General features: G+C 61.2%; 25 protein-coding genes. 14 read left to right on the forward strand and 11 right to left on the reverse strand.

The features are described 5' to 3' along the window. Positions 1-61: 61 nt before the first annotated feature. The 4 genes from thrS to RWK44_RS24465 all read right to left on the reverse strand — a co-directional run bounded on the left by thrS (position 62) and on the right by RWK44_RS24465 (position 3561). Positions 62-2047 (reverse strand): threonine--tRNA ligase, encoded by a 1986-nt coding sequence (gene thrS / locus RWK44_RS24450; RefSeq protein WP_168283599.1) that lies wholly within the window; start codon positions 2045-2047, stop codon positions 62-64. 124 nt (positions 2048-2171) lie between these two features. Beyond that, positions 2172-2699, reverse strand: coding sequence for a DUF1697 domain-containing protein (locus RWK44_RS24455; RefSeq protein WP_168283598.1), 528 nt, complete (start codon positions 2697-2699; stop codon positions 2172-2174). A gap of 5 nt (positions 2700-2704) precedes the next feature. Next, the gene (gene yidD, locus RWK44_RS24460) at positions 2705-3109 is read right to left on the reverse strand and encodes a membrane protein insertion efficiency factor YidD (protein ID WP_168283597.1); all 405 of its coding nucleotides are present in this window, start codon (positions 3107-3109) and stop codon (positions 2705-2707) included. A 5-nt stretch (positions 3110-3114) separates the two neighbouring features. Further along, a complete protein-coding gene (locus RWK44_RS24465; RefSeq protein WP_168283596.1) occupies positions 3115-3561 on the reverse strand; it encodes an iron-sulfur cluster assembly scaffold protein in 447 nt (148 codons plus the stop codon). Positions 3562-3870: 309 nt separating this feature from the next. Here RWK44_RS24465 and folE point away from each other — a divergent pair, with 309 nt between their 5' ends. The 3 genes from folE (at position 3871) to RWK44_RS24480 (ending at position 6043) form a co-directional block, all read left to right on the forward strand. Beyond that, the gene (gene folE, locus RWK44_RS24470; RefSeq protein ID WP_017960561.1) at positions 3871-4485 is read left to right on the forward strand and encodes a GTP cyclohydrolase I FolE; all 615 of its coding nucleotides are present in this window, start codon (positions 3871-3873) and stop codon (positions 4483-4485) included. Between the two features lie 25 nt (positions 4486-4510). Then, positions 4511-4963: a phosphoribosyl-AMP cyclohydrolase gene (hisI, locus tag RWK44_RS24475; protein WP_017964406.1), complete on the forward strand. Its 453-nt coding sequence runs from the start codon at positions 4511-4513 to the stop codon at positions 4961-4963. Between the two features lie 117 nt (positions 4964-5080). Continuing rightward, complete coding sequence (locus RWK44_RS24480) at positions 5081-6043, forward strand: patatin-like phospholipase family protein (RefSeq protein WP_077978218.1); 963 nt, start codon at positions 5081-5083, stop codon at positions 6041-6043. A 68-nt stretch (positions 6044-6111) separates the two neighbouring features. Here RWK44_RS24480 and RWK44_RS24485 read toward each other — a convergent pair whose 3' ends face one another. After that, positions 6112-6546, reverse strand: coding sequence for a CBS domain-containing protein (locus RWK44_RS24485; protein WP_131665308.1), 435 nt, complete (start codon positions 6544-6546; stop codon positions 6112-6114). 93 nt (positions 6547-6639) lie between these two features. Next, positions 6640-7428 (reverse strand): rhomboid family intramembrane serine protease, encoded by a 789-nt coding sequence (locus tag RWK44_RS24490; protein WP_131665307.1) that lies wholly within the window; start codon positions 7426-7428, stop codon positions 6640-6642. A gap of 264 nt (positions 7429-7692) precedes the next feature. Here RWK44_RS24490 and RWK44_RS24495 point away from each other — a divergent pair, with 264 nt between their 5' ends. The 7 genes from RWK44_RS24495 (at position 7693) to RWK44_RS24525 (ending at position 14420) form a co-directional block, all read left to right on the forward strand. Beyond that, positions 7693-8337 carry a PAS domain-containing protein gene (locus RWK44_RS24495; protein ID WP_131665306.1) on the forward strand — a complete coding sequence of 215 codons (645 nt, stop codon included), beginning with the start codon at positions 7693-7695 and terminating at the stop codon, positions 8335-8337. Between the two features lie 124 nt (positions 8338-8461). Then, a complete protein-coding gene (locus tag RWK44_RS24500; protein WP_131665305.1) occupies positions 8462-9073 on the forward strand; it encodes a PilZ domain-containing protein in 612 nt (203 codons plus the stop codon). Between the two features lie 310 nt (positions 9074-9383). Then, complete coding sequence (gene pip, locus RWK44_RS24505) at positions 9384-10358, forward strand: prolyl aminopeptidase (protein ID WP_316029512.1); 975 nt, start codon at positions 9384-9386, stop codon at positions 10356-10358. 375 nt (positions 10359-10733) lie between these two features. Further along, positions 10734-11339, forward strand: coding sequence for a transglutaminase-like cysteine peptidase (locus RWK44_RS24510; protein WP_131665303.1), 606 nt, complete (start codon positions 10734-10736; stop codon positions 11337-11339). 200 nt (positions 11340-11539) lie between these two features. Further along, positions 11540-12325: a hypothetical protein gene (locus RWK44_RS24515; protein WP_131665302.1), complete on the forward strand. Its 786-nt coding sequence runs from the start codon at positions 11540-11542 to the stop codon at positions 12323-12325. Between the two features lie 134 nt (positions 12326-12459). Beyond that, positions 12460-14031 (forward strand): serine hydrolase, encoded by a 1572-nt coding sequence (locus tag RWK44_RS24520; protein ID WP_316029513.1) that lies wholly within the window; start codon positions 12460-12462, stop codon positions 14029-14031. A 113-nt stretch (positions 14032-14144) separates the two neighbouring features. Beyond that, entirely contained in the window at positions 14145-14420 is a 276-nt protein-coding gene (locus RWK44_RS24525; protein WP_077978226.1) for a hypothetical protein, read from the forward strand. Between the two features lie 10 nt (positions 14421-14430). Here RWK44_RS24525 and RWK44_RS24530 read toward each other — a convergent pair whose 3' ends face one another. Both RWK44_RS24530 and RWK44_RS24535 read right to left on the reverse strand, forming a co-directional pair. Beyond that, entirely contained in the window at positions 14431-14868 is a 438-nt protein-coding gene (locus RWK44_RS24530; RefSeq protein WP_316029514.1) for a DUF1489 family protein, read from the reverse strand. 61 nt (positions 14869-14929) lie between these two features. Beyond that, positions 14930-16333, reverse strand: coding sequence for an L-serine ammonia-lyase (locus RWK44_RS24535; protein ID WP_316029515.1), 1404 nt, complete (start codon positions 16331-16333; stop codon positions 14930-14932). A 334-nt stretch (positions 16334-16667) separates the two neighbouring features. Between RWK44_RS24535 and RWK44_RS24540 the strand changes: the two genes are divergently transcribed. Next, positions 16668-17105, forward strand: coding sequence for a VOC family protein (locus RWK44_RS24540; RefSeq protein WP_131665300.1), 438 nt, complete (start codon positions 16668-16670; stop codon positions 17103-17105). Position 17106: 1 nt separating this feature from the next. On the opposite strand, the gene RWK44_RS24545 is transcribed toward RWK44_RS24540, so the two are convergent. Beyond that, a complete protein-coding gene (locus tag RWK44_RS24545) occupies positions 17107-18306 on the reverse strand; it encodes an acyltransferase family protein (RefSeq protein WP_316029516.1) in 1200 nt (399 codons plus the stop codon). A gap of 360 nt (positions 18307-18666) precedes the next feature. Between RWK44_RS24545 and RWK44_RS24550 the strand changes: the two genes are divergently transcribed. Continuing rightward, complete coding sequence (locus RWK44_RS24550) at positions 18667-19431, forward strand: DUF599 domain-containing protein (protein WP_168283592.1); 765 nt, start codon at positions 18667-18669, stop codon at positions 19429-19431. Beyond that, complete coding sequence (locus tag RWK44_RS24555; RefSeq protein ID WP_316029517.1) at positions 19431-20420, forward strand: heparan-alpha-glucosaminide N-acetyltransferase; 990 nt, start codon at positions 19431-19433, stop codon at positions 20418-20420. Before RWK44_RS24550 ends, RWK44_RS24555 begins: the two co-directional genes overlap by 1 nt. Before the next feature lie 27 nt (positions 20421-20447). On the opposite strand, the gene RWK44_RS24560 is transcribed toward RWK44_RS24555, so the two are convergent. Next, complete coding sequence (locus RWK44_RS24560) at positions 20448-20840, reverse strand: MerR family transcriptional regulator (RefSeq protein ID WP_129422434.1); 393 nt, start codon at positions 20838-20840, stop codon at positions 20448-20450. A 63-nt stretch (positions 20841-20903) separates the two neighbouring features. Continuing rightward, a complete protein-coding gene (gene mgtE, locus RWK44_RS24565) occupies positions 20904-22319 on the reverse strand; it encodes a magnesium transporter (RefSeq protein ID WP_012757567.1) in 1416 nt (471 codons plus the stop codon). 242 nt (positions 22320-22561) lie between these two features. Between mgtE and RWK44_RS24570 the strand changes: the two genes are divergently transcribed. Further along, positions 22562-23056 carry a peptide deformylase gene (locus tag RWK44_RS24570; protein WP_168283590.1) on the forward strand — a complete coding sequence of 165 codons (495 nt, stop codon included), beginning with the start codon at positions 22562-22564 and terminating at the stop codon, positions 23054-23056. Positions 23057-23063: the final 7 nt, after the last annotated feature.

Genomic DNA, 23063 nt, shown 5'->3' on the forward strand with positions numbered 1-23063 from the left:
CATGGTGATAGATCAGCTTCCGACAGCGCCGAAGCCTGGCGCTGTCGGTTCCCGGCCGCTTTCAGGCCGCCTTGGCTTTTTTTGCTTCGGCCTTGCGGCGGATGTCGGGCGGCGTCGCTTCGAGAGCAAGGCTCTCGACGGCGGCGTCGAGCCCCATCGAAACCTGGTCCTGGCTGCCGAGGCGGCGGATATTGACCGTGCGCTCCTCGGCCTCCTTCCTGCCGCAGACGATGATGACGGGAACCTTGGTGACCGAATGCTCGCGGATCTTGTAGTTGATCTTCTCGTTGCGGAAGTCGGTCTCGACGTTGAGGCCAGCCTCGCGCAGCGCCTCGGCCACCTCAAGCCCGTAAGCGTCGGCTTCCGAGGTGATCGTTGCGACCACCACCTGCAGCGGCGATACCCAGAGCGGCATGTGGCCGGCGAAGTTCTCGATCAGGATGCCGAGGAAACGCTCCATCGAGCCGCAGATGGCGCGATGGATCATCACCGGCTGCGTCTTTTCCGAATTGCTGTCGATGTAGAAGGCGCCGAACCGTTCCGGCAGGTTGAAGTCGACCTGCGTCGTGCCGCACTGCCATTCGCGGCCGATCGCATCCTTCAGCGTATATTCGAATTTCGGACCGTAGAAGGCGCCCTCGCCCGGCAGGATGCCGGTCTTGATATTGTTGGACTGCTGCTGGATCGTCTCCAGCACGCCCATCATCACGCTTTCGGCGCGGTCCCAGAGCTCGTCCGAACCGACGCGCTTGTCCGGACGGGTGGAGAGCTTGATCGTCACTTCGTCGAAGCCGAAATCCTTATAGACCGAAAGGATGAGATCGTTGATCTTCAGGCATTCGGCGGCCATCTGCTCGTCGGTGCAGAAGATATGCGCATCGTCCTGCGTGAAGCCGCGCACGCGCATCAGCCCATGCAGCGCGCCCGACGGCTCGTAGCGGTGGACATTGCCGAATTCGGCGAGCCGGATCGGCAGCTCGCGGTACGATTTCAGCCCGTGCTTGAAGATCTGGATATGGCCGGGGCAGTTCATCGGCTTCAGTGCGAAGACGCGGTCGTCATCGGTGTCGTCGCCGGCAACCGTCACCTTGAACATGTTGTCGCGGTACCAGCCCCAGTGACCGGAGGTTTCCCACAGCGACTTGTCGAGCACCTGCGGCGCGTTGACCTCCTGATAATCGCCGGCAAGCCGGCGGCGCATGTAGGCGACCAACGTCTGGAATACGCGCCAGCCCTTGCCGTGCCAGAAGACGACGCCCGGGCCCTCTTCCTGGAAATGGAAGAGATCCATTTCGCGGCCGAGGCGGCGATGATCGCGCTTTTCGGCTTCGGCAAGCATATGCAGGTAGTTGTCGAGTTCCGACTGCTCGGCGAAGGCCGTGCCGTAGATGCGGCTCAGCATCGGATTGTTGCTGTCGCCGCGCCAATAGGCGCCGGCCACCTTCAAGAGCTTGAAGGCGGAACCGATCTGGCCGGTCGAGGCCATGTGCGGGCCGCGGCAGAGGTCGAACCAGTCGCCCTGGTAATAGATCTTGAGATCCTGCCCTTCCGGGATCGCATCGACGAGTTCAACCTTGTACTGCTCGCCCTTGTCGGCGAAGACCTGTTTCGCCTTCTCGCGCGACCAGACCTGCTTGGTGAAGGCGGCGTTGCGGGCGATGATCTCCTTCATCTTCTTTTCGATCTTCGGCAGATCGTCGAGTGTGAAGGGCTCGTTCTTGGCGAAGTCGTAATAAAAACCGTTTTCGATGACCGGGCCGATCGTCACCTGGGTGCCGGGCCAGATCTCCTGCACCGCTTCGGCCATGACATGCGCCGCGTCGTGGCGGATGAGTTCCAGCGCGCGGTCGTCGTTGCGGGTGATGATCTCGATTCTGCCCGTCGTCACAGGATCGGAAAGGTCGCGCACGGTGCCGTCGATAGCAACGGCCACTGCCTTCTTGGCGAGCGATTTGGAAATGGATTCGGCGACATCCCGGCCGGTTGCGCCGGCATCGTAGCCGCGCACGGAACCATCGGGAAATGTCAGGGAAATAGCTTGGGACATCGAAATTCTCCTTGTCCAGTCCCGCCAACGAATGCGGGTGGTTGACACAAAAGCGCCTCCGCGGAGCTGAATGCGCAGCCGCCTGATAGCCAGATTTCCTGTCTGAGTAAAGAAAAAGCGGGGGTTATATAATCATTTCAGTCAGCCCGCGCACGGTGTTCCAGTTGCGCATCGTACCGACGCCGAGCCGCTTGGTCGTCAGCGCCGAAAGCAGCTTGGATTGGCTCGGCTTGCCGGCGAAATCGATCCAGAGATCGCCGCCGACGACGGCGATGCGCTGTCCCTCCGTCATCAGTGGTTTCAGTGCCTCCACCTTCTTGGGATCGACCGGCAGACGCATTACCCGGACGATGACTTGGTCGCCATTGCCGTCCTTGAAGGGATTGGTGCTGCAAAGCGCCATCCAGGTGCAGTCGCTGCGCACGATGATATCGACATGTTTGCCGAACTTTTCTTCAAAACCCTCTTCCAGATCGGTCTCGACTTCGTGCGGCCGCATCTCGTCGGCCTCGAAGACAAGATTGCCTGTGGAAACCAGCGTGCGCGGCTCGCGATAACCGAGTTCTTCGGCAAGTGCGCGCAAATCCTGCATGATGACACGGCGGTCGGGCGTCAGGACAATGCTGTGCAGCAGGGCGATGAAGGTGCTCATGGCGCTCACCCTTTCTTCCGCCCGAGGGCGAGATAACGCCAAGGGGTCCACCAGGGAAAGCCGTCGCCCAGCATCTCCGGCACCTGGTCGAGGCCGCTTGTGCCGCCCGGGCCGCAGCGGCCGACGCGAAACAATGTCATCCAGCCGCCGGCCCAAAGGCCGTGGCGGGCGATCGACTCGTAGCCATATTCGGAGCAGGTCGGGATATGGCGGCAGGAATTGCCGACAAAGCCGGAAAGCGTCAGCTGGTAGAGGCGGATCAGCCCCATGCCGAGCAGGCGGTCGGGAGTCTTGCGGAACGGACCGGCATAGTTGCGGGAGGTGCGTGCGGCCTTTTCGCGCGGCTTTGCTGATCCGGCGGCACCGCCGTCGTCCTCATCATCGGCCTGCCGAACGCAGAACTCGCACATGTCAGTTACGCCTCGACAACTTCCGCCCGTTTCGCCTCGATCTGCCCGATCGCATCGACGACGGCATCGAAGATCAGCATCGTCGAAGCATGGCGGGCCTTGTAGTCCCGCACCGGCAACAGATAGCGCATGTCTTCGAATCGTCCATGAGGCCCCGCCCCGTCCGCCTTCAACATGGCGAGCATGTCCTGGCGGGCCTGCCGCAATTCGTCCGATGTGGCGCCGACGACATGGCGGGCCATAATCGAGGACGAGGCCTGTCCGAGCGCGCAGGCCTTCACGTCATGAGCAAAACCGGTCACGGTGTCGCCATCCATCTTCAGCCAGATCCGCACCTTCGAGCCGCAGAGCTTGGAATGGGCCTGGGCGCTCGCATCGGCATCATCAAGCGTGCCGGTCAGCGGAATATTACCGGCGAATTCGAGGATTTTGCTGTTGTAGATATCGTCCATGCTGGATTTCCGCTCCAAAATCGCTGCGGATCGGCCTCTCTGAGGGCGTTATTGTCGTCAAAACAAAAAACACACCGTGTCGTGTGAGGATACTTACATACGATGACCGTCTTCCTATATGTATGTCGTTCGAAGGCCATGAAAATGCAATGGCCTGGTGTAAGTTTGATTGGGAAACCGTGCCGGACGGGCGTTGAAATTGCCCTGAAAGCCCCGGAGCCTGCCAAAGGTGCATGAATTCCCGCATGGGATTGACCAGTGGCGATTCCGACAGATGGGTCCGCGGTGCGGACCAGGAGACCATTGTTCATGGACGCCATCGTAAAGAATTTTCCGCAGACGAACCGAGATTCGGATCGCCCCTCCCAACAGGAGGCGGAGGAAGCCGTTCGCGTTCTGCTGCGCTGGGCCGGTGACGACCCGACACGTGAAGGCCTGCTCGAAACGCCGGCCCGCGTCGTCAAATCGTACCGCGAGCTTTTTTCCGGTTACGACATGGCGGCGGAAGACGTGCTCGGCCGCACCTTCGAGGAGGTCGCCGGTTACGACGACATGGTCCTCGTCAAGGATATTCCGTTCTACTCGCATTGCGAACACCACATGGTGCCGATCATCGGCAAGGCCCACGTTGCCTACATGCCGGACGGGCGTGTGCTCGGCCTGTCGAAGATTGCCCGTGTCGTCGAGATCTATGGCCGCCGCCTGCAGACGCAGGAAACGATGACTGCGCAGATCGCCCGGGCCATCGACGATACGCTGAATCCGCGCGGCGTCGCCGTGTTGATCGAGGCCGAACATATGTGCATGGCGATGCGCGGCGTTCAGAAGCAGGGCTCGACCACGTTGACGACGACATTTACGGGAACGTTCAAGACTGAGCCGGCCGATCAGGCCCGCTTCATGACCATGGTGCGGAGCCGCTGATACCGGCTCCCTCAGGAGGGCCGCGATGAGTCAACTGATCTTCAATCAACCATCCGAGGACAAGTCGGCGTTGGAAGACGCCGGCGATTTCACGCCGCGTTTCGACGACCGCGGCCTGATCACCGCGATCGTCACCGACGCCGGCGACGGCGAGTTGCTGATGGTGGCGCACATGAATGCCCAGGCATTGGCGCTGACCATCCAGACCGGCACCGCGCACTATTTCAGCCGTTCGCGCGGCAAGCTCTGGAAGAAGGGCGAGACCTCGGGTAATCTCCAGACGGTGAAGGAAATCCGCACCGATTGCGATCAGGACGCCATCTGGCTGAAGGTCGAGGTCGCCGGCCACGACGCCACCTGTCACACCGGCCGCCGCTCCTGCTTCTACCGGACGATCACGCTTCGAGACGGAAAGCCGATGCTTGATATCGTTGACGACGAGCTTCATTTCGATCCGCAGGATGTCTACGGAAAATAGCCTGAAATTCCCCGGCATTTGCTCCTTATTGCGCCAGAAACCGCATCTATATACCATTTGGAAACTGATCGGGCACACTATCGAAAATCAAGTGTTCTGCTGGGAGGGGGGAGCGCCATGCTGAGCTGGAGTCTGCATCGTCAAAGCTCTGAAGGCGAGGGTTCCGGTTCCGGCATATCGACCACGCTCGAGATGCTCCCGCCTCCTGCGCCTCAAAAGAAAATCAAGATTGCGCTCGCACTCGGCGGCGGCGCTGCCCGCGGCTGGGCCCATATCGGCGTGCTGCGCGCACTCGACGAAGCAAAGGTCGAGATCGGCATGATTGCCGGCACCTCGATCGGCGCGCTGGTCGGCGGCTGCTATCTCGCCGGCAAGCTCGATGAACTCGAAAGTTTCGCGCGCTCGCTGACGATGCGCCGCATCGCAAGTCTCCTCGATCTCACCATCGGCGGCAGCGGCCTGTTCGGCGGCATGCGGCTGACCAAGCGCATGCAGGAACATCTCGAAGGCCTGAACGTCGAGGATCTCGACCGGCCGTTCGTCGCGGTCGCGGCCGAGGTCAATACCGGCCATGAGGTCTGGATTGCCAATGGTTCGCTGATTACGGCGCTGCGCGCCTCCTATGCCCTGCCCGGCATTTTCGAGCCGGTGCGCAGCAATCACCGCACGCTGGTCGATGGGGCGTTGGTCAATCCCGTCCCCGTCTCCGTTTGCCGAGCCTACGAGCAGCCGCTCGTCGTCGCCGTCAATCTCAATTACGATCTCTACGGCCGCTCGGCCGTCGTTCGGCACAATGCCAGCCTGTCGGCCCAGGAAGTGCAGAAACAGGAAGAGGCGCCCTATGCGCGCCTCGGCATGACCGGCGTCATGGTGCAGGCCTTCAACATCATCCAGGACAGGATCGCCCGCGCCCGCCTTGCCGGCGATCCGCCGGATATTTCGCTGCAGCCGCGCCTCAGCTATATCGGCCTTTCCGAATTCCACCGGGCCGGCGAGGCGATCGAACGCGGCTACGAGGAAGCCAGAGCCCGGCTCCCCGAGATCCAGCGCATGCAGGAAGTCTACGCAAGCAACCCCTGATGCACTTCGTCCAAAAACGCGTGACGGTTTGGGACGACGATATTAGTCAAGAGAGGTACGCGAAAACCTCAGCCGGCGATATAGGCCTTGATTTCCTCGGCCTCACGCTCGACTTCGGCGATGCGCGATTTCACCACATCGCCGATCGAGATGATGCCGGCAAGCTTGCCGTTGCTTTCCACCGGCACGTGACGGAAACGTCGGCTGGTCATCAGCTCCATCAACTCGTTGACGGTCGTCTCCTCATGGCAGCGATAGACCTTCGCGGTCATGACCTGGGACAGCGGTTGGTCGAGGCCTTCCTTGCCGTGCTTGGCGATCGCATGCACGAGATCGCGCTCGGTGAACATGCCCGAAATCCGGTTCTCCATGCCGACGACGACGATGGCGCCGATCTTCTTCTTGCTGAGGATGGCGGCCGCCTCGGCGACGGTGGCGTTCGGCCTGGCGGTGACGACGTCCCTGCCCTTCAGGTCGAGGATTGCTTTGACTGAACTGGTCATTCGAACCTCCTATGTCCGTGAAACACTTGTCACAGGCATCCGCGGCGGTTTCTCCCCCCGGCACGGATATGGGTCGATCGTGCACTGCCCGGCTCAGGATTGCAACACATCCTTCTCGGTTCCGTCAGGCTCGATCACCGGCGGGCGTGGCGCCTGGTCGAACAGCGAAAACAACAGGAAGCCGAAGACGAAGCCGCCGATATGCGCGTCCCAGGCAATCGCCTGGTCGCTGTCGCCGACCAGCGGGATGCCCACGGCGATCAACGCATTGCCGACCAGCCAGAGCAGCATGAAGATGATGACGGTACGGCTCTTCAGCGCCTCGAAGATGGAAAGCCGAGGATTGAGATGTGCAGGCAGCATCGGCCGCCGTTCGGCTGGAAAGGCGAATCGGCAGGCGGCGCCCATCAGCCCGGAGATGACACCCGATGCGCCGATCAGCAGCGACACGTCTCCCCAGTTCAGGACCGCGTGCAGTATGGCGGACGCGACAGCGGAAAAAAACCAGAAGAGCACGAAACGCAGCGTCCCGATGCGGCGCACGACCGGCGCGCCGAAGGCCATCAGCCAGAACGCGTTGAAGACGATATGCTGGAAGCTGCCGTGCAGCAGCGAATAGGTAACGGGCGTCCAGAACAGCTCCAGCCCCTGCTGCGACAGCGGAATCACGTAGCGGGCGGGAACGAAGCCGAAGGTGAAGAACAGCCAGTTCAGCGCATCGTCGGACAGCAGGAGCTCCTGCACCGCATAGATGACACCAATCAGGCAAAGGCTGAAGAACAACGCTGGCGGAAGGTTGAAGACCGGTTCACGCGGTCGTGCCGGCGGCTGGACCTCGGGAGGTTCGGGCGCCTTGTGCGGCTCGGCCGTCTGCTCATTCATCTGTGTTTTGCCTCGTTGAGGCCACAGCCATACAGGAGCGACTGTCAAAAAAAAAGCCGTCCGAAGTGCCGGACGGCGTACCGGGAGCTCCAGGAAAAGACCTCGGCCCGGGCAGGTTGTGCTGAACTTCGAAAGTCGAAGCGATGGCAGGACAGTGTCACGACGGGCACCGCATCTCAACCGAAACCATCTCTTAACCTTAACGGCCGCGATCTGGCATGAAATCCGCAAGGTAGAGCCTGTAAGGGCAATGACTGCCCGAAAATGCTCCGGAATGGGACAGGTTGGTGTGAAATGCGTGTGCAAACGACCATCGAGATTTTTGACTACTGGAACCGTATCCGCGGCGCTGCCGATGCGCCGCTGAAATCACAGGTCGAACCCTCCGCCGTCCCCCATCTTCTCCAGAGTCTGTTCATTCTGGAGAGGCGCGAGGGCGGAGAAATCGGTTTCCGGCTCGCCGGCACCCGCATCTGTGATCTCTTTGGGCGTGACCTGCGCGGCGAACGTTTTTCCTCTCTCTGGGCAAATGGTCAGGTCGCGGACATCGAACGCACGGCGATGGGCGTCATGGACCATGCCATGCCGGCCCTGTTCAACGCCACCGGCTACAGCACCGTCGGTCATCAGGCCTCCTTCGAGATTATCATGATGCCGCTGCGTTCGCCGGACGGCGCCTGCGACCGGCTGCTTGGCGCGATCGCGCCGGCAGCGGCCGCGAGCTGGCTGGAGATCGTACCGCTCGAATTCCTGGCGCTCGACCGCAGCCGCCTGCTGCCCGGAAAATTCGACAAGGCAGCACCGGCCGAACCGCGCCCGATCAACAGGATCGTCGCTGGCAAAAGCATCCATTTCGGGCAGGTCATGCGCCGCATGGTGTCGCAGCTGCTGAGTGCGGAGGCGCGCTGACGATCCCATTTCGGCACATCCGGCATACTCGTTTTCCGCTACATGGGGACACGGCAAAACAACCTTCTGTTAATGGATTGTGGGTAAAGATCGGTCTCTGCGATTTTCATGAAGAAGCCCTTTGATGCACTCGTTCCAGCCAGCTCAGACGCAACGAACTGCGCCGCGCCCTGAACAGGGCGTTTTTCAGCGCGTGCCCATCAATATGCAGGGCCGGCTGATGCTTGCGAACTACGAGGAATTCGAATGCATGGTGATCGACATGTCGCCTGGCGATATGTACGTGACCTGCCTCGGCCGGCCGCGCGCCAACGAACGCGTCGTCGCCTATATCGACCATCTCGGCCGCGTCGAAGGTTATGTCCAGACGATCGATGGCCGCGGCTTCACAATGTCGATCAACGCCACCGACCGGAAGCGCGAGAAGCTCGCGGCCCAGCTCACCTGGCTTGCCAACAAGCACGAACTCGGCCTGCCCGAGGATCGCCGCCATGACCGTTTGACACCACGTGACACGAAGACCGAGCTGACGCTCGAGGACGGCACGCGTTATTTCTGCCGCATCATGGACCTTTCGCTGTCGGGCGCTGCCGTCGACGTCGAGATGCGCCCTTCGATTGGAACGGCCGTGCGCCTCGGCAACATGCGCGGCCGCGTCGTGCGCCACTTCGTCGAGGGTGTGGCAATCGAATTCCTGTCGATCCAGTCCCGCGAAACGCTGCGGGAATTCCTTTAACAGCTGCTGAAAATTGTACTGCTTTCCAGGGTTCCCTGGGTGCAATTCTCGAGCGACTTCCATAGATCGCGATTGCCAGGTCCGGCGCGCGCCCGGTCAGGTCGTGTTGAAAAGCCTGCACGTCTTGGCACGAACTTCGCAAGCGGCAACGAATCTGGCTTTGGAAAGCCAGCGCGAAATCCTGTCGCAAGTCGTTCCACCCAGTCGGCAGATATATTATGAGTGGAACAAGCTGCGACACTGATCGGCACCCGTCTTCCCTTCGTCAGCGATATGATGGATAAGGTCCGCTTCGTCCGCAGGTGCGCCGATGTCAGCTCTTTATCCCGAAATCGAACCTTATGATCACGGCCTGCTCGATACGGGCGACGGCAATCTTATCTATTGGGAGGCCTGCGGCAATCCCGCAGGCCGGCCGGCACTGGTGCTGCATGGCGGGCCTGGCTCCGGCTGTTCGACCGCGGCGCGGCGCTATTTCGATCCCGACGCCTACCGAATCATTCTGTTCGATCAGCGCAATTGCGGCCGCAGCCTGCCGAGCGCTGCCGATCCCGAAACCGATCTCTCCCTCAACACCACTTGGCATCTCGTTGCCGATATCGAGCGGCTGCGGGCCTGTCTCGGCATCGATACCTGGCTGCTTTTCGGCAATTCCTGGGGTTCGACACTGGCGCTCGCCTATGCCGAAACCCATCCGGAGCGCGTCGCGGCGATCGTCCTGTCAGGCGTGACCACCACCCGGCGTTCCGAAATCGACTGGCTCTATCGCGGCATGGCACCGCTCTTTCCGGAAGAGTGGCATCGATTCCGCCAGGCGATTCCTCCAGGCAGCCAGGGACGAGACGAGGACATGGTCGCCGCCTATCATCGTCTCCTCAACGATCCGGACCCGGAAACGCGCCTCAAGGCGGCGCGCGACTGGCATGATTGGGAGGCGGCCTCGATCCTGCTCGCCGATCCTCAAGGCCGGCCGCGCCGTTGGGCCGATCCGGCCTATTTGCTGACGCGCGCCCGCATCATCACCCACTACTTCACCCACAGTGCCTGGCTGGAGGACGGCCAGCTTCTGAAGAACACCGCGCGGCTCAGCGGCATTCCCGGTATCCTGCTGCAGGGAAGGTTCGACATCGAGGCGCCGCTTGTCACGGCCTGGGAACTCGCCCGCGCCTGGCCGCAAAGCGAACTCAGCATCCTTCCGCATGCTGCCCATTCCACCGCAAATCCGGATATGAGCGCGGCGATTGTGACTGCCACGGATCGATTTCGCGATTTTCCTCAAAAATAATTTTCCTGCCCACACCGGCGATTTGAACGATATTCTGCTTTTGGGTCGGCCGAATCGGTCGTTTCCGGCGGCATCGTCGGCCGGCGGCGCGCCACCGCAGACCGCTTATCGGCCGGCGGAATTTACCCGGCTCAACGAAAATCCTTAACATCAGGACGGCAACGCAGCGTTTTCTCGGGCGAAAGCCTTGTCGCATGCATTAAAATTTTAAACGAATTCGCGACAAATCCGCATCGAATTTTATGCGCATTCGAATCTGTTTTTAGTCAACTTTTATCGGCATTTGAATCAACTAAGCCTTTAATTCTATTACGTAATTTTGCGTGGGATAAAAACGTCTGTGCCATTGTCACCTCAACTTACGGGGAGACGGCAATGACAACTGCGAATATCCTGAAAGGCGGCCTTCTGGCCGGTGCGATCATGATGGCAATGGCGGGTTCGGGACAGGCGATGCCCGCCAGCATGGCCCTGGCAGGCAATGCCAGCCCGCCTATCGGACACTACGAATTCTGCAAGGCCAACCCGACCGAATGTGTCGAGGTCGGCGGCGATGCCGGACCGACCATCCTCACCGAGGATCGCTGGAAGGAAATTCTCAAGGTCAATTACGCCGTCAATTCGTCGATCCAGCCGATGACGGATGAGCAGATCTACGGTGTCGAGGAGCGCTGGGCCTATCCGCGCACCGTCGGCGACTGCGAGGATTACGCCCTGCTGAAGCGCAAGATGCTGATCGATGACGGCTTCTCGCCCTCCGACACGCTGATCACCGTCGTGCTGCAGCCGAATGGCGAAGGCCATGCCGTGCTGACTGTTCGTACCGATCATGGCGACTTCATCCTCGACAACATGCGCAACAAGGTGCTGCTGTGGTCGGACACCGAATACACCTATCTGAAGCGCCAGTCCGCCGACGATCCGGCTCGCTGGTCCAAGCTTCAGGATGGCCGCGCCGTCGCGGTCGGTAGCGTCAAGTAAACAGCCTGCCGGTCATTGCCGGTTGCTGCCTGCGGCCCGGTCAGTCCCCGCATCCCGTCCCCCGACCGGTGCCCAAGAGCCGTTCCCGCTGTCCCGGGAACGGCTCGCCCCTTTGAAGATTCCCCACCAGTGCGTTAGTGAATTGTTAACCTAGCCGGTCCGATCATGACGGTGAGAATCATCATCGGCACCGGCGGCTCATGTTCTTCCTGCGGCGGACCGAAACGCGAAGAACCGCCATGAGCCACGCCGCGCACAGCGCACCCGACGAGCAGCCGCTTCTTTCCATGGGGTTTCTCCTCCGCACGATGGCGGTGATTGCTGTCCTGGCGGTCCTGACCATAGCCATCAGCATCGGCGGCCGCTGGTTCGGCCGGCATATCTCGCTTGCCGGCAACACCGACAGCACGGTTGAAATCCAGTTGGCCATCGGCCGCGACACCGTAAAATTCCCCGAGAATACCATCCGTTTCCCGAGTCAAAGGCATGAAGGCGCCGCCGAGCGCATCGATCTTTACCTCGCCTGGCCGGAAATGCAGGGTTACGGCAAGGAAAACCACCTTCGATTCGACGATATCGCCCAATTCTCCGGGTTGATCTTTCTGCAGATCACCCAGAGCACCATGTCGCGCGACATGTCCGGGCGGCTGGAGCCGATCTATTCGCATCTGCTCGAAGGACCGGCCGAGCCCTTCCGCGACGGGCTGACGCTGCACCGTCTTCGCGCCGATGCGGGTTACGGCGACGAGGTGCTGCTGACGGCGCCCGTCAAGGGCGGGCCGGATTACGTCGTGCGCTGCATCTTGCCGTCAGCCCCGGATAAGGCAGCGGGCGGAGATTGTCAGCGCGATATCAAAGTCGGTCGGGATCTCAGCGTTCTCTACCGCTTCTCAAGCAGCCATCTCGACGACTGGGAACATATTGATGCCGCTATCCGCACCTTTGTAGACGCGCGTCTTGTGAACCGTTCTGCGACAAGTCCCTAAAATGCTCTCCGGACAGCGAAATAAACGATTCATCATAAACGGATTGGTAACGCCCAACCGGTAATTTTAGAAGACGAGCTGTGCGGCGGGAGGTGTGCGGTTCCTGCCGAAATCTGAAGTGCCAAATATCTGAAATGCAAGCGAAGAGTGGAATAGTGTCAAGGTCAGTCTCCTCCGTATCATCGTCCCGATTCGGCAGTTTTTTCGCAAGGCTGCTGGCGATCCTTTCGGTGGCCGTCACGATCGTCATGGTCGATTCGGTGAATGCCGAAGCGGAAGCGGCAAATCCGAAATATGCAGGCATCGTCGTCGACGCCAAGACCGGCAACGTTCTCTACAGTGAGAACGCCGACCGGCTGCAATACCCCGCCTCCCTGACCAAGATGATGACCCTCTACATGACCTTCGAGGCATTGGAGCAGGGTCGCATCCGCCTCGATACGCCGGTTCCCTTCTCCGCCTATGCGTCAGCCCAGGCGCCGACCAAGCTCGGCGTGCGCGCCGGCGGCACGATCACCGTCGAGCAGGGCATTCTCGGTCTCGTTACCCTGTCGGCCAATGATGCCGCAACCGCGCTCGGCGAAATGCTGGGCGGCGGCAGCGAGGATCGCTTCGCCCAGTTGATGACCGCCAAGGCGCATGCGCTCGGCATGACGCGCACCACCTATCGCAACGCCAACGGCCTGCCGAATACGGCGCAGATGACGACGGCGCGCGACCAGGCCCGCCTCGGTATCGCCCTTCGCCAGCATTTCCCGCAATATTACGGCTATTTCTCCACGCGCGCCTTCAAGTTCGGCAGCCGCACGATCCGCAGCCACAACCGCCTCGTCGGTTCAGTGCGCGGCGTCGACGGCATCAAGACCGGTTACACCCGCGCTGCCGGTTTCAACCTGGTAAGCTCGGTGCAGGTCGATGGCAAATCGATTGTCGGCGTCGTGATGGGTGGCGCCTCGACGCCCGCCCGCGATGCCCAGATGCGCAATCTGATCGCCACCTATCTGCCGAAGGCATCGAACCGTGGCGGATCGTCGGCGCTGATCGCCCAGGCGGCCCCTGCCCCGAAGATGATCGAGACACCCGCTCCGGTCCAGCCCAAGAAGGCTCAGCTAATGGCGAAGACCATCACCGCAGCGCAGCCGCCGGTTTCGGCAGCCGCTGCCGATCTCAGCCTGCCGCACAAAGGCCCGCTGCCGGATGCGCGCTATCAGGTCGCCGAGGCCGAGGTCGCCTATGCCGAGACCGCTGCGCCGAAATCCGACAATCCACTGGTAGCACAGCCGATGCCGGCGCCGACCAAGGTCAAGACCATGACCTTCAAGCAACAGGCAGCGGTCGCCGCACCAAAGCCGACGCCCGCGTCTATGCCGTCGGAACAGGGCGATACGTCGGTCGATAACGTCACCACTGCGTCGACCACTCCCTCCCCGACTCGTGCTGCTTCAACCAGCAGCGGTCCGACCGGCTGGGTGGTGCAGGTCGGCGTCTCGCCGAGCCGGCAGATGGCCATGGACCTTCTGGAAAGCGCCAGGAGCAAGGCCGGCAAGGCGCTGGCCTCGGCAAAGCCCTTCGCGGTCGCCTATGCCGCTGGTGGTGACCAGCTTTACCGCGCCCGCTTCGGCGGCTTCGACGATCAGCGCGATGCCGTCAACGCCTGCAAGGCCTTGAAGAAGGCCGGCATCAAGTGCTGGGCGGCTGCCCAATGAGCTATTCGATGCTGCCTGCAAGATGGCCGGCGGCATCGGTGACGGCCGGAATCGGTGTTAGCGTTTCCGGCCACCGTTCTTGAACTCGATCAGTATTGCGTACGAGGAAAACAATGGCGATCAACGAGAATGTTCCGGGAATGTCTTCAGACCGCCGCATGGCGGCCAAGGGGCGCTCATCTCTGCATCCGCTGCACGAGGCGGCTTTGCGCCTCGCCGAGATCGGCCTGCAGCGTCCGAAGGCGAAGTCTCCGAAGACCCGGGATCTCATCAATCTGCTGCTGTGCCACGGTGCACGCGCCTGGCGCTATTCTCAGCCCGAAGCCCGTATCCATCTCCATGTGACCTCGCCGGATGGCAGAGCGCCGGTGCAGTTGCGCCTGCGCTGAACCCTAAGGGCTAGAGCAGACCAAGGTCCGTAAGCTCGCGGCGAAGATCCGCGGGCATTTCGACAATGCCGGCGCCGAGGCTTGTCAGGTCGCGCGGCACGTCGTCCTCAGTGTAATAACGCCAGCCCTGGAAGGGACGCTTCGGCTGCACGGCCGTCTCGATGACCTCAGGGCCGAGCATCAGACGGCAGCGTGAAATCCCCTCGCCGTCGGTGAAGGTCTCGATGTCGAGCAGCTTCTGCCTCGCCTGCACCTGCCCCTTGATCACCCAGTAGAGCGAGCCGCCGTCAAGCAGCTCCTCCATACGCTTCGGCGCCATGCGCGTCGTATGCACCGAATGCGGATCGAGCCCGGCGGCGATGGCACGTAGCGAGCGTTCCGCCACCCATTCGCGCAGATCGTCTATCGAGTCGGCGCCGACGCAGAGTTTGATGAGATGCAATGCCATGCTGCCGTTGAAATCCTTTTGGCAGCGAGCGTCAAGCGTCAAGCACCTGATGTCCACAAACTCAGCATTCGACGACGTTGACGGCAAGACCGCCGGTCGAGGTTTCCTTGTATTTCTCGCTCATGTCGTGGCCGGTCTGGCGCATCGTCTCGATACAGGCATCGAGCGGCACGAAATGCTGACCGTCGCCCTTGATGGCGAGCGAGGCCGCCGTGACGGCCTTGACCGCGCCGAGCGCGTTGCGCTCGATGCAGGGAACCTGCACGAGGCCGGCGATCGGATCGCAGGTCATGCCGAGATGATGTTCGAGCGCGATCTCGGCGGCGTTTTCGATCTGCGCCGGCGTGCCGCCCATGACGGCCGCAAGCCCCGCGGCAGCCATCGCCGCCGCCGAGCCGACTTCGCCCTGACAGCCGACCTCGGCGCCCGAGATCGAGGCATTGTGCTTGATGATGCCGCCGATGGCGGCGGCCGTCAGCAGGTAATCGCGGATGCCGTTCTGGTCCCAATCCTCGTGGAAATGCTCGTAATAGCGGATCGTCGCCGGAATGACACCGGCTGCCCCGTTGGTCGGCGCCGTCACGACGCGCCCGCCTGCTGCATTCTCCTCGTTGACGGCCATCGCATAGACGCTCAGCCAGTCATTGGCGAGCAGCGGGTTGATGCGGTTGCTGCGCCACTCCTCCTCCAGCTTGTCGTGAATCCTGCGGGCGCGACGTTTGACGTTGAGACCGCCGGGCATGATGCCCTCGACCTTGAGCCCGCGCTCGATGCAGGAGCGCATCGCCTCCCAGATACGGTCAAGCCCCTGGTCGAGTTCCTCTTGGCTGCGCTGACTCTCCTCGTTCGCCCGCTTCATCTGGGCGATCGACAGCCCTGAGCGTTCGGCCATCTCAAGCATCTGCTTGGCGGTGGAGAAGGGATAGGGCACACGCGTGCCGCCGGGCGCGTTCTTCTTCGCCCGCATCTGCTCGAGCTCAGTGTCGGTGACGACGAAGCCGCCGCCGACCGAATAATAGATGCGCTTGACGAGAAGCCGGCCGTCCCTGTCATAGGCGGAGAACACCATGCCGTTGGCATGGCCGGGCAGCGGCTGCTTCTTGTCGAAGATCAGGTCGGTCTTCGGCTGGAACTGATAGGCGGGATGGCCCTCCGGCGTGATGCGGCCGGTGCGCTCCACCGCATCGACGATGCCGTCCATCCGGTCGGGATCGACGCTGTCGGGCGCCTCGCCCATCAGGCCGAGAATAACAGCCCTGCCCGTGCCATGGCCGATACCGGTATGGGCGAGCGAGCCGTGCAGGCTGACTTTGATGGCTGTGACCTGCGCGCCCGACGACGGGCGCGGCCATTCGTTCGAGAGGATCAGCTCAAGAAACCGGTTGGCCGCCGACATCGGACCCATCGTGTGTGAGCTCGACGGCCCAACACCGATCTTGAAGACATCGAATACCGAGAGAAACATGGGTGCGCCTTCTGAATACGAGGATGCAAGCTTAAGCGAGGTCGGTTTCGAATCCGTGCAGCACACCGACATCGCATGGAGCCGGTGCGACATTCCGGCTGCACACTGGAGCGCCGCGTGTCCAATAGGACGCGCAGGCAACTTTGAGTGTGCGCATAATCCTTCCCGAAAATCGAATCCGATTTTCGGGGTCATGCGCTAAACCAAGTAGTCCGCCAATGAAGCCTATGCGGAGGAAGAACTGGTAGCCCTATCTTGACAGTCTGCACCGACTCCCAATGTCCTGCTGACGTCGATGCTAGCCGACACCTTTGTAGCTTGGGAGATGGGACACATGGCGCTCAAACGGATGGACAACATAGGAATCGTCGTTGAAGACCTCGGAGAGGCAATTGATTTCTTTGGCGAACTCGGCCTCGAGCTCGAAGGGCGGGCTGCGATCGAAGGAGAATGGGCTGGACGTGTCACTGGACTGGGCAATCAGCATGTCGAGATTGCCATGATGCGCACACCGGATGGCCATAGCCGGCTCGAGCTCTCCCGCTTCCTCACGCCGCCTGTCGTCGCGGATCACCGCAATGCCCCGGTGAACGCTCTAGGCTACCTCCGCGTCATGTTCACCCTTGATGACATCGACGAGACGCTTGAGAGGCTCCGCAAGCGCGGCGCGCAGCTCGTCGGCGAAGTCGTGGACTATCAAGACACCTATCGGCTCTGCTACATCCGCGGGCCTGGAGGGCTTCTCATCGGACTCGCCCAAGAGCTTAGCTGAGCTATGCGCGAAACTTCCCGTTGCGATCATCTTGAACGACCGTGCCGTCGGCTCCGTCCCAGGGTTCGGCCGTCGTCGAGATTTGTCGTTGATCGGTGATAGTTGACGTTGCGCCGTTCACCAGGCGCTTTTCGATCTCCTGCAGGCCGAGAATTGCGCGGTCCATTTGGTCGGCCGGAGTTTCGCGCGAAACCAGACGCCAGCGATTATACCGCCATATCAGGACCAGCAGCCGCCGGCCTGGAACCTCTATCGTCTCGTGAATGAACCATGCCCCGGCTACCGCAATGCAAAGCGTCGCCAGGATGAGTGCCGGTTCTGGCATCAAGGCATCAAAAGTCAGACGCGCCAGGAACATGATGGGGACATGGAAAAGGTAAAGTGAAAAGCTGATCTTTCCGAAAAACCGTACTGGTGCAGCTGCCAGGACACGGGTTGCGATAGGCGGCTGTCGAGCGACGAGCCCGACAATGACGGCTGCGGCCACCGCACTTTGCAGGCTCCAAAATTCGGGGGAAAAACCGGGCAAGATATGCCGGTAAGTGAAAAACACCGCCAGAAGGAAAAGCGTTGAAATTCCGGTGAAGGCAGATGGAATCCATCTGTTCCAGTAGGAATGCATGATCCCGGCAAGTGCGCCGAAAAGAAAGTAAGGAAGCTTGGAGACGAGCACTATTCCGGGGCCTGGCAATTCAACCAGGCCATCCACGACGACGGCCACGGTGAGGCCGACGATCATGCCGCTATAGCGGTGCGGCTGGGCCAAGCAAAGCCACAGGACGGGAAAGAGCAGATAGAACTGAATCTCGGGCGGTATCGACCAGAAAACACCACTCGAGCCGAGAAGAAAGACATGGCGCACAAAATCCGTGCCGCCAGCGATCGGCTGAACAAAATCCAGATTTTGCATGCTCGACAGCATCGCTACGAGAACGACGGCCACCAGGTAAACCGGATAGATGCGGGCAAAACGGCTCACAAGAAAATCCAGCACGTTTTCTTTCGTGACCGGCCGTAAGCCGTAAAGATGAGCCATCAGGAAGCCGCTGAGAGCAAAAAACAAACCGACAGCTTCGTCGCCCATCGTCACGAGATGCGGAGCTGTGACCGGAAAGATAAGGCCAATATGGGCTCCGACGACCAGAAGCGCAGCGACACCGCGCAGGCCATCAAGACTCGGGATGTAATCCGGCCGACTCATGGGTCACTTTTGAATTCGGAGTTCAGGTTCAGTCCTCAAGAATTGGCCATGACGACTTTATAAGCGGTTAACGCGGCGCGCTCGTCCGCCGGTTGCAGCCGATTGATGATACGGCTTTCGCTCGGGCGTGAGAATTCCGAGTGCCCGCCCCGAATCCCCAAGCTGACGGATGACCGCATTGCTTTCGTTAGTTCCAGAAGATGCCGGCCGGCGATCCACCAAGCCTTGTCGTTTCCCGACGGCTCGATTATGCCGAACTGCCGCATGGCCGAAAGCACGCGTAAAGCCGCCGAACTCGGCCATGCGGCATAATCCGACTTGCGGCATAGTGGCCGCGTTGATGCGGAGACCGAATCACTGATGACGACGGCGGATTATATCGCTCTGGCTTTCTTTGCCTTTGTCTGGATGGGCTATTCCTGGCTGCTGCATGGCCGCACCTTCTTCGGGCGCACCAGCCTGACCCATGCGATGACCGAACGGCGCCGGGAGTGGATTTACAATTCGCTGCGCCGCGACCTGAAGATGATCGACACGCAGATCATGGCCGGCCTACAGAACGGCACCGCCTTCTTCGCTTCGACGTCGATCTTCGCGATCGGCAGTTGTTTTGCTTTGCTCGGCGCGACGGAGAAGGTCGACGCCGTCTTCGCCGACCTGCCCTTCGTCTTCCATGGCGGCCATGCCGTCTTCGAGATGAAGGTCGGCGGCCTCGCAGCACTTTTCGGCTATGCCTTCTTCAAATTCGGCTGGTCCTACCGGTTGTTCAACTACTGCACCATCCTCTTCGGTTCGATCCCGATGATGCGCGACACCGAGCGCGACGTCATCGCCGCCGAGCGGGCCGCCGAACGCGTCATCCGCATGAACGTCATCGCCGGCAGCAATTTCAACGAGGGCCTCAGGGCAATCTTCCTGTCGATCGGCTATCTCGGCTGGTTCATCAACCCCTATGTCTTCATGCTGACGACGGCAATCGTCATCGTCGTGCTGACACGCCGGCAATTTTTCTCGCAGGCGCGACTGGCGATCATGGATACCGGCCCGCCATCAAATCTCCACCTTTCTGCTATTCGCCGCGATAGGCCGTCGAGCGACGGAAATGATTTGTCCGAGGGACTTTGATGACATTGCCGGCAAGCGAAACCGATGCAACGGCAAAACCGCCGCGCATCGGTCTATTGGATACGGCGCGCGGCATCGCGCTGATCGCCATGGCGAGCTACCATTTCAGCTGGGACATGGAGTTCATGGGCTATCTCGCGCCGGGCACGGCCGAAACCGGCTGGCTGAAGATCTATGCCCGGGCGATCGCCACGACCTTTCTCTTCATCGTCGGCATCAGCCTGGTGCTCTCAAGCATGCCTGAGATTCGCTGGCCCTCCTTTTGGAAGCGTTTCGGCATGATTGCCGCGGCAGCCGCGGTGATCTCGATTGCCACACGCATCGCGATGCCGAACGAGTGGATCTACTTCGGCATCCTGCACTGCATCGCGGTGCTCACGCTCGTCGGCGTCGTTTTTTTGAGACTGCCGCTCGCCGTCACGCTCATCGCTACGCTCGTGCTCTTTGCCGCCTGGATCACCGATAATTTCGGGCCACCCGGCCTGCTTCGCTCATCCTTCTTCGATCCCAGATATCTCGCCTGGATCGGCCTTGCGGTGACGCCGGAACGGTCCAACGACTACGTGCCGCTGTTTCCCTGGGCAACGCCCTTCTTCGCCGGATTGAGTATCGCCTCGATCGCCATCAGAACCAAGCTGCCGCACCGGCTTGCCGCCGTCGGCACCGGCTCCTGGTGGCCGGCAAGGCTCGGCCGCCACAGCCTTGCCTTCTATCTCATCCACCAGCCCGTATTGATCGGCATCGCCTATGGGATTTCCCTCGTCCTCCCGCCGCAAGCCCCGGATTCGGTCGCAACTTACCTAAGGCAATGCAACGCCTCTTGCGTCATGCAACAAGGTGAAGCGCTCTGCCACAGCTTCTGTCAGTGCACGCTAGGGAAATTGCAGGCGCAAGCCCTGTTCACACCGCTGCAGGCGGGCGCGATCGATATACAGAACGACGAGCGGGTTCAGATGATCGCTGCCGAATGCAGCGCCGAGGCGCAATAAACGCCGGCAATCGCTCTGCGGCGCTTTTCAGGTGTTGACGCCGATTTCGGCGAGGCGGCCGAGGCAAGTCTCTTCGATAGAGTCGAGTTCCGCCAGCGTGTCGTCGATATCCTTGCGCTTCTGGCGCAGGTCGTCGCGCTTCTCGTCGACGCGCTTCATCAGGAGTTTCAACTGGCCGAGTTCGCCCGGCGGCTCCTTGTAGACCTGGATGATCTCGCGGATCTCCGCGATGGTGAAGCCGATGCGCCGGCCGCGCAGGATTTCCCCGATCAGCCGCCGGTCGGCTTGCCGGAACAGACGGGTGCGCCCGCGCCGCTCCGGATGGATCAGTCCCTCGTCCTCGTAGAAGCGGAGCGTACGCGTCGAGACCCCGAATTCGCGCGTCAGTTCCGTTATGCTATAATATTTGTTCACCGGCATGTGTTCCCCATCGTCGGACAGACGATAATATTGACTTTTACGTAATAGTCAATTTTTGGGGGTTCAGATGCCGAACCACCATGTGGCGATACCAAGAAAGGCGAAGAAGCCGGTACAGTCCGTCACCGTCGTGACGAAGACGGAAGAGGCGATCGCCGGATCGGCCCCCATCTTGTCGAGCAGCAGCGGCAGCAGGATGCCGGCAAGAGCGGCTGCCATCAGATTGATGACCATCGCCGCCGCAATCACTCCGCCAAGCTGGTAGTCATGGAACCACGTGCCGGCGATCGCGCCCATGATCGTCGCGAAGACGATGCCGTTGAGGATGCCGACGCCCGCCTCCCTGCGGATGATGCGGCCGGCATTGTAGATGTCGAGATCGCGGGTCGCGAGCGCGCGCACCGTCACCGTCATCGTCTGCGTGCCGGCATTGCCGCCCATCGAGGCGACGATCGGCATCAGCACGGCAAGCGCGATCATCTTCTCGATCGAGCCGTCGAACAGCCCGATGACGCTTGCCGACAGCATCGCCGTGCCGAGGTTGATCAAAAGCCACAGGAAGCGCGAACGCACCGTCGAGAGCACATTGTCCGACAGCTCTTCGTCGCCGACGCCGCCGAGGCGCTTGATGTCCTCGTCCGCCTCTTCGTGGATGACGTCGACGACATCGTCGATGGTCAGTACGCCGACCAACCGGCCGTTTTCGTCGACGACGGCGGCCGAGAGAAGGTCGTATTGCTCGAAGAGCTGGGCAGCCTCCTCCTGGTCCATCTCGGCCGGAACCGGATGGTTGGTCTCACGCATGATCTGCTCGATCTTCGTCTGTCGCTTGGTGCGCAGGATCTGGTCCAGATCGACGGCGCCGAGCAGCTTGAAGGTCGGATCGATGACGAAGATCTGCGAGAAGGAATAGGGCAGATCCTCTTCGTCGCGCATGTAGTCGATCGTCTGGCCGACCGTCCAGAATGGCGGCACGGCGACGAATTCCGTCTGCATGCGGCGCCCGGCCGAGCTTTCGGGATAGTCGAGCGCCCGACGCAGCCGCACCCGCTCGGTGAACGGCAGCTGCGCGAGGATCTCCTCCCGGTCCTCCTTGTCGAGGTCCTCGAGAATGTAGACGGCATCGTCCGAATCGAGCTCGCCGATCGCAGCAGCGATCTGCGCGTTCGGCATCTGGTCGACGATTTCGCGGCGGATCGCCTCGTCGACCTCGGTCAGCGCCGTCATGTCGAAATCGTCGCCGAGCAGCCGCACCAGCGCCAGGCGCTGATCCGGCTGGATCGATTCCAGCAGGTCGCCTATTTCGGATTCATGCAGGCGGGCAACGTTCTGGCGCAGGAACAGCGTGTCACGGTCGGCGATCGCAGCACCGACAAGCGCCAGGAAATCGCCGCGGACATTGCCGTCCTCGTCGTAGATATCGGCTTCCTCGTCATCGGGACGCCGGCGAATGCGGTCTTCCCCATCGGTCGTCGTCATATGCCGCCCTCGCATCTGGTTCGAATTTCAACGACTGCCGCGCCGCATTCGCAAATGTCGGCCGAAAACACATTGTCAACAAGCGGATAAGCGAATCCCGCGCGAGGCTCCCGCAGCCGGAATTCTTGGCCCCTGCTAGCCCAAAGCATCCGTGTCGTAAAGCGGCAAACCGTGCTTCGTGATGACAATGCACGCGGCCGGCGATAGTTTCCTCACCCGTCCAAGCAGAGGAAGCCTGCCCCATGCCCATCCGTCCGATTCTGCGTTATCCGCATCCGGGCCTGAAGACTGTCTGCGCGCCGGTGACGGTCTTCGATTCCTCGCTCACAGCACTTGCCGATGACCTGCTGGCGACGATGCGCGCAGCCCCCGGCGTCGGCATCACCGCCGCCCATATCGGCGTCTTCAGCCGGGTCACTGTGCTGGAACTCGACAAGGCCGACGGCGTGCGCCTTTACGTCAATCCTCATATCACCTGGTTTTCGAAGGAGACGATGAACCATACCGAAGGCAGCGTCTCGATGCCCGGCGCGACCGACGAGGTGACGCGCCCGCGGGCGATCCGATTCCGCTATCAGGACGCCGAGGGCGCCGTGCACGAGGACGGTGCCGAAGATTTCCTCGCCATCTGCATCCAGCACGAAGTCGACCAGCTCGACGGCATTTTCTGGCTGCAGCGCCTCTCACGGCTGAAGCGCGACCGTCTCGTGAAGAAATGGGAGAAGATGCAGGGCTGACAATCAC

Origin of the sequence: Rhizobium sp. 25PS6 (genome assembly GCF_032464655.1) — a bacterium.
In the GTDB taxonomy this organism is placed as follows: domain Bacteria; phylum Pseudomonadota; class Alphaproteobacteria; order Rhizobiales; family Rhizobiaceae; genus Rhizobium; species Rhizobium laguerreae.